The 6,493-nt window shown below is 70.4% G+C and carries 7 protein-coding genes; 2 read left to right on the plus strand and 5 right to left on the minus strand.

What is annotated here, in order from left to right; translation table 11 throughout:
- Window positions 1-29 precede the first annotated feature (29 nt).
- On the minus strand, window positions 30-2,189 hold the full coding sequence (locus ACWDVW_RS01075; protein ID WP_449943202.1) for a DEAD/DEAH box helicase: 2,160 nt from the start codon (window positions 2,187-2,189) through the stop codon (window positions 30-32).
- A gap of 342 nt (window positions 2,190-2,531) precedes the next feature.
- On the opposite strand from ACWDVW_RS01075, the gene ACWDVW_RS01080 reads away from it, so the two are divergent.
- A complete protein-coding gene (locus ACWDVW_RS01080) occupies window positions 2,532-3,320 on the plus strand; it encodes a hypothetical protein (RefSeq protein WP_449943204.1) in 789 nt (262 codons plus the stop codon).
- Window positions 3,321-3,401: 81 nt separating this feature from the next.
- Here ACWDVW_RS01080 and ACWDVW_RS01085 read toward each other — a convergent pair whose 3' ends face one another.
- From ACWDVW_RS01085 to ACWDVW_RS01100, 4 genes are all read right to left on the minus strand, one after another.
- Window positions 3,402-4,214 (minus strand): DUF7507 domain-containing protein, encoded by an 813-nt coding sequence (locus ACWDVW_RS01085; protein ID WP_449943206.1) that lies wholly within the window; start codon window positions 4,212-4,214, stop codon window positions 3,402-3,404.
- Between the two features lies 1 nt (window position 4,215).
- Window positions 4,216-4,665: a hypothetical protein gene (locus tag ACWDVW_RS01090; protein ID WP_449943208.1), complete on the minus strand. Its 450-nt coding sequence runs from the start codon at window positions 4,663-4,665 to the stop codon at window positions 4,216-4,218.
- A 224-nt stretch (window positions 4,666-4,889) separates the two neighbouring features.
- Window positions 4,890-5,141, minus strand: a complete 252-nt coding sequence (locus ACWDVW_RS01095) for a hypothetical protein (protein ID WP_396741801.1) — start codon at window positions 5,139-5,141, stop codon at window positions 4,890-4,892.
- Window positions 5,138-5,431: a DivIVA domain-containing protein gene (locus tag ACWDVW_RS01100; RefSeq protein ID WP_449943211.1), complete on the minus strand. Its 294-nt coding sequence runs from the start codon at window positions 5,429-5,431 to the stop codon at window positions 5,138-5,140. Before ACWDVW_RS01100 ends, ACWDVW_RS01095 begins: the two co-directional genes overlap by 4 nt.
- Before the next feature lie 307 nt (window positions 5,432-5,738).
- Here ACWDVW_RS01100 and ACWDVW_RS01105 point away from each other — a divergent pair, with 307 nt between their 5' ends.
- Entirely contained in the window at window positions 5,739-5,969 is a 231-nt protein-coding gene (locus ACWDVW_RS01105; protein WP_449943214.1) for a winged helix-turn-helix domain-containing protein, read from the plus strand.
- Window positions 5,970-6,493: the final 524 nt, after the last annotated feature.

A 6,493-nucleotide genomic window follows, 5' to 3' on the forward strand; every position in this document is an offset into this window, starting at 1 on the left:
CGAGGTGTCAGCCGGCCGTGTGCCGAGTGTCAGCCGGCGACCGCGAGCGCCAACGGCAGGACGTCGGGGGCACCGGCGCGGCGCAGTTCCCGGGCCGCCATCGTCATCGTCCAGCCCGAGTCGACCAGGTCGTCGACGAGCAGCACCGGGCCGTCCAGCCCGCCGAGGTCGTCGGCGAGCGGGTCGGGCACGGTGAGCGCGCCGTGCAGGGTGCGTACCCGCTGGGCGCTGTTGCCGCGCGGACCGGCCGGCGGACCGGCCGAGACGACCCGGCCCAGCAGCGGCAGCCGCCCGACGGCGGAGATCCGCTCGGCCAGCGACCCGACCAGCACCGGATGGGTCCGCGAGTCGACCACGACCACGCCCGCCGGGCGGCGGGGCCACGGGTCGTCGCCGTGCGCCCACGCCTTGAGCACCTCGATGACGGCGGCGGCCAGGTCGTCCGGGAGCGGGCCGTCCGGCGTGCCCGGCCCGACCAGACCGCGCAGCCGGCCACCCCAGCCGAGGTCGGAGAGCCGCCCCACGGCACGACCGGCAAGCGCCTGCTCCGTCGGGGCGATCCGGCCCTTCAGCGGTACGCCGACCGCCTCCAGCCCGGCCGGCCAGAGCTTCTTGGGCGCGAGCGGCACGCCGGGGCGGCCCAGGAACGTCTGTGCGGTGGTCAGCGCGGCCGGTGACACCTCGGCCGTGAACAGCGGCGCGGCACACCGGTCACAGCGCCCGCAGTCGGTCGCCTCCGCGTCGTCCAGACAGTCGCGCAGGTAGCGCATCCGGCAGTCGGTCGTCGCGGCGTACCCGAGCATGGCCTGTTGCTCGTCGGCGCGAGCGGCGGCGACGCGCCGCAACCGGGGCTCGTCATAGACCCAGGGTTCGCCGGTGGCCAGCCAACCACCGCGCACCCGGCGGACCGCGCCGTCCACGTCGAGCACCTTGAGCATCAGTTCCAGCCGGGCCCGGCGCAGGTCCACCAGGGGTTCCAGGGCCTGGGTGGAGAGCGGCCGGTCGGTGTGCAGGGCGGCCAGCACCGCGCGGACCTGCTCCTCGGGCGGGAAGGCGAGCGACGCGAAATACCGCCAGATGGCCTGGTCCTCGACACCGGGCAGCAGCAGCACCTCGGCGTGCTCGACCGCGCGGCCGGCACGCCCGACCTGCTGGTAGTAGGCGATCGGCGACGGCGGTGCGCCCAGGTGCACCACGAAGCCGAGGTCCGGTTTGTCGAAGCCCATGCCGAGCGCGCTGGTGGCGACCAACGCCTTGATCTTGTTGTCGAGGAGGTCCTGCTCGGCGGCGCGACGGTCGGCGTCCTCGGCCTGCCCGGTGTACGCGGCCACCGTCCAGCCCCGCGTGCGCAGGAACTCGGCGGTCTCGGTCGCCGACGCCACGGTCAGCGTGTAGACGATGCCGGAGCCGGGCAGCCGGTCCAGGTGGTCGGCGAGCCAGCCGAGCCGGTGCGCCGGGCTCGGCAGGTCGAGTACGCCCAGCCGCAGCGACTCCCGGTCCAGGCTGCCGCGCAGCACGAGGACGTCCGGTCGCTGCTGCCCCCGCGTGACCGCCTCGGTGCCGAGCTGCTCGGCCACGTCCCGCGTCACCCGCTCGTTGGCGGTGGCGGTGGTGGCCAGCACCGGCGTCTGCTCGGGCAGGTTGCCGAGGAAGGTACGCAACCTCCGGTAGTCCGGCCGGAAGTCGTGCCCCCAGTCCGACACGCAGTGCGCCTCGTCGACCACCAGCAGGCCGGTGGTGGCGGCCAACCTCGGCAGTACGCCGTCCCGGAAGTCCGGGTTGTTGAGCCGTTCCGGGCTGATCAGCAGCACGTCCACCGCCCCGGCGTGGATCTCGCCGGTGATCTCGTCCCACTCGTCGAGGTTGGCCGAGTTGATGGTGCGTGCCCGGATGCCGGCGCGAGCCGCCGACTCGACCTGGTTGCGCATCAACGCCAGCAGCGGCGACACGATCACGGTCGGCCCGGCCGGCTCCCGCCCCTCCACCTGCTGCCGCAACAGCGCGGTGGCCACGAAGTAGACCGCCGACTTGCCCCAACCGGTGCGCTGCACGCAGAGCACCCGCCGCCGGTCGACCACCAGCGCCTCGATCGCCCGCCACTGGTCCTCCCGGAGCCGGGCGTCCTCGCCCGCCAGCCGCCGCAGCACCGCCTCGGCCCGCTGCCGGATCGCCGTCCGTTCCTGGCTCATCCGGCCTTTCTACCAGCACCGTCGGACGAACGGCCCGTCACGGCGTGCGCTCGGCGGGCTCGGCGGGCTCGGCGACAGGGTGCCCTGCTGCCGGCGGTGCGGTGTTGTCCCCCGGCGTCCTTTGCTCTGCTTCGACTGGCGCAACAGAATCCGGGCGTGTTCGGTGCGTGGGGTGAAGCAGAGCAAAGGACGCATGGTGAGGTGACCGACGGCCCACGAGAGGCGCCGCGGACCGGTGCTGATGTGGGGGTGAGTGGGTGGCCGAGCGACGTGGTGGCGGGCCACGGTGGCCGGGAGTCTGGCATACGATTCCGTTCGATCCACGGGGGAGAGAGAGACGAGATGACTCAGCGAACCGGCACCACCGCCACGACTCGGCGCTTCGCGGTCGCGACGATCGCTTTGCTGGCCGCGACCCTGGTGGCCGGCTGCGACGACAAAGACGCACCGGAGGCGGCCCCGCCGCCGCCCGACCCCAAGCAGGAACTGCTGAACGCCGTCCCCGGCGAGGAGGACCCGGCGTTCCGCTTCACGACCTCGGGCGACGTGTCCGGGGTGGTCGACCCGGCGAACCGGGGCATGGACATCGACACGGTCACCAAGGACAAGGACTTCACCCTGGAGATGTCCTTCCGCATGGTCGAGTCGCGTACCTGGATGAAGGTCACCTTCAAGGGTGACAAGGACATCCAGAAGCTCATGAAGCTGCCGACCAAGTGGATGGAGCTGGACCCGACGAAGATCGAAGGTCCGGACGCCCTGCCCACCTACGAGGGCACCGACCCCGGCAACGCCGAGGTGATCATCCAAGCGGCCAGCGACATCCAGGCCGGCGAGGGCGGGACGTACACCGGAACGGTGGATCTGTCCGCCCAGCCCGAGCTGGCGGACGCCCTGGAGGGCGTGGCCACCCTCGGCGACGCCGTCACGCAGATCCCACTCACCGCCGTGGTGGGCGCGGACGGCAACCTCACCTCGCTCACCCTGGCCATCCCGGCCGCCGGAGAGCAGAAGGCGTCGGAGTACGTGGTCGAGTACTTCGACTTCGGCACGGCCCCCGCGATCGTCGCGTTCACCGACGACGATGCGCAGAAGGCGCCCAAGGCGGCGTACGACCTGCTCAACGGCTGATTCGTGACGGGGCGGCACGTCGCCGTGCCGCCCCGTCGTCCGCACCGGACAGTGGCGCCCGGAGGGTTGTCACCGTGCCGTTCAGATCTTGACGCCGGCCTTACGGCGCAACCGTGAGGTGCCGACCAGGAGGCCGCCCGCGGCCAGCAGGCCGCCACCCAGTGCGAGCGTGCCGGTGGTGTCGTCGCCTGTCACCGGAAGGTGCTTGCGGTGGTTCCAGTCGTGCTTCTTGTCGTCCTTGCGGTGGTCGTACTTGCCGTCCCGGATGCAGATCGTCACGACGGCCTGGTCGGAGACCACGGTCTGCTCACCGAACTTGCCGGTCGCCCGGGCCTTGTTGACCACCTTGCCCTTCTTGACGTCGGCCCAGGTCACCACGTACGGGTTCACGGCGTGGCAGTCGGTGCTGGTGCCCGGCGCCAGGGTGGTGCTGTTGCAGACCACCGGTCCGGCGGTCGGGTCGTCGACCCGCACGTCGGTGATCGTCACCGTGCCGGTGTTGGTCACCCGGTACGTGTAGAAGATCTTGTCGCCCTTGGCCGCGTAGCCGTCGTTCTCGCACTTGTTCCGGCAGTCCGACTCGACCCGGGCCTTCTTGTCGATCGACAGGCTGACCTGCGGCGTTCGGGTGGTGACGGTGAACGTCGCCTGGTTGGAGGGCACGGTCTGCTCGCCGAAGAATCCGATCGCCTGGGCGGTGTTGATGATCTTGCCCCTGGCCACGTCCTGCTCCGTGACCGTGTACGTACCCGTGCACGTGGTGCTCGCCCCCGGCGCCAGCGACGTCGCCACACAGGTGATGCCCGTGACCACGTCGTCGGAGACGGTGATCCCCGTGATCGGGTCGGTGGTGCCCGTGCTCTGGTTCGTCACCGTGTACGTGTAGGTGACCACGTCACCGACCTGCAACCCGCTGGCCGGCTTGCCGGTCTTGGTCAGCCCCAGGCTCGGGGTTCGACGCGGCGCAGGTGTGGGTGAGGGTGAAGAACCTCTCGTCACCCGTGACCACCGCCGTCGCCCCGGTCAGCGTCCAGCCGGCCGGCAGCCGGATCCACGCCTTGCTGGTGCCCTGGTTGTTGACCAGCGCACTGTTGGGGTCGGTGGGAATCGTCCGGGTGACGGTGCCGCTGGGCGTGCTCCAGGTGCCGGTGACCGACACGAACGCGTCAGCCGGCGGGTTGCTGCCCGGCAGGTTGAAAACCCAGACGTCCTCGTTCGGGTACGGCCCGCCGCCCAGGTTCGGGTCGCAGTTCTGGGTGAAGTGCGCCGCCGTCGTCGGAACGTTCCCCGGGTTGATGCTGATGACCGTGTCGGCCGCAGCGGGCGCGGCACCGATCAACGACAAGGCGCCGGCCAGCAGCGCGCCCGCGGTCAGACGCGCCCAGGAGCCGGCCGTCTGGAAGGTGCAGAAATGCTCATCTCATCCCCGTGTGGTGAAAGCCAACTGACGCCGGGAGCAACGATCACCGGGAAAGAATCGTGATGTCGGTAGGTGACATTTACCTCTAAAAGGTGTATTGACTGTATTTCGGGCGCAGGTCGCGGCGGTGCCGTTCCTCAGGGGCGGGGTCACGACCTGGGCGGCAGGCAGGGCCCGTCGTGATCGGCCAGGCGCGAGCACCGGACACCACCGTCGAGTGGTTGATCGCAGAACACCCAGTGCCGGATGAACTGGGTGTCCTCCTCGGAGACCGTCGCACCGACCGCCTCGACGTTCGGAAAGAAGCTCAACGCCCGGGTGACCGTCCGGGCGAACCGCTTCGCCGCAGCCAGGTCCCTGACCCGCACCGGCAGGTGCACCACGAACCGCTGCGCACTCACCGCCGCACCCCCGGCGCGAACCGCGCCTGCCAACTCCGCAGCGCCCGCTTGATCCGTACGTTCTCCTCGGCCACCATCGCCAGATCCCGGCGCGCCACGGCCAACTCGGCCGCGACACGGCTCAGGAAGGCATGCACCTCGGCCGGATCACAACCCCGGCGTACGGAACGGAAGCGCTGGTCACGGACCTGCCCGGCGGTCAGTGGCGGGCGCGAGTCCGACCGGTGCCACCCGCCGCCGGGTGACGGCACCGCCGCCTTGGGACGGAACAGTCTGAGTACCGCACGCATGGGCCGTCTCCTCCTCGTCGACACAGCACCCGTCCGGAGGGTGAAGCTGGAGACGGCCCGGTCGCCGGACGGAGACGCCGACCGGGCCGCCGGCTCCGCGATCGCAGCCCTGATCGGCGGTACGACCCCGGAGCCCACCTGAGGTCCGACCCGGAGGCTTGCCGAACCAACCGGAGCCGGACGACAGCAACCTACACCAGTATCTAGAAGTAGTCGAGCGGCGCATGGCGGGGACGTGACAGCTTGTTGCAGTTACTTGTGTAGGTGCGGCAGGATCGGAGACGCCGAACCAACCGGAGTCCTCGCCATGCCCACAGCACCAGCGCCCTACAAAGTGATCGCCAACGACTTCACCGCAAAGATCAAGAGCGGCGAGTTGAAGCCTGGCGACAAGCTGCCCTCGACCAGCCAGATCGCCGACATGTACAAGGTCAGCGTGAACACCGCCTACCGTGCGATGTCGCTTCTGCACGATCGGGATCTCATCATCGGCCAGCCCGGCCGAGGCACTTTCGTCGCCGACCGACCCGAGCGGTAACCGAACCTCCCGCCCGAGGGCCGGCCCGATCGACGACACAGCAACTTCATTGTTATTGCTGTCTCAGGTGGCGACGAGGCAGCAGTATCAATGAAGTTGCGCGGATCTTGAAGCCTCGCGAGCACATCGCCCACCCGGCAACGTCCGCCCGCCCGACACATCCGCCCACCCGGCAACGGCCGCCCACTCCGCGACCCGCCCGGCAGTCCGGCCACCATCCCGCAGACCTTCCCGCAGTCCGGCCACTGCCCCCCGGACCTTGCCGCAGTCCGGCCACTACCCCGCCGACCCTCCCCGCAGTCCGGCCACTGCCCCCGGACCTTCCCGCAGTCCGGCCACTGCCCCCGGACCTTCCCGCAGTCCGGCCACTGCCCCCTAACCTTCCCGCAGTCCGCCCTGGCGCCCTCCCCGCAGTCCTCCCGCAGCCCCTCCACCATCCCGCGATCATGGAGTTGTGGTCGTCACGAAACGGAAATACATCCGCGATTCCACCGCCACAACTCCATGATCGGCGCGATCGGGCG

The organism is Micromonospora sp. NPDC003241 (assembly GCF_053589795.1).

What these genes read in the sequence shown, in the direction of transcription:
- ACWDVW_RS01075 (WP_449943202.1), bottom strand. Translation starts at nt 2,189, where the DNA reads ATGAGCCAGGAACGGACGGCGATCCGGCAGCGGGCCGAGGCGGTGCTG.
- ACWDVW_RS01080 (WP_449943204.1), top strand. Translation starts at nt 2,532, where the DNA reads ATGACTCAGCGAACCGGCACCACCGCCACGACTCGGCGCTTCGCGGTC.
- ACWDVW_RS01100 (WP_449943211.1), bottom strand. Translation starts at nt 5,431, where the DNA reads ATGCGTGCGGTACTCAGACTGTTCCGTCCCAAGGCGGCGGTGCCGTCA.
- ACWDVW_RS01105 (WP_449943214.1), top strand. Translation starts at nt 5,739, where the DNA reads ATGCCCACAGCACCAGCGCCCTACAAAGTGATCGCCAACGACTTCACC.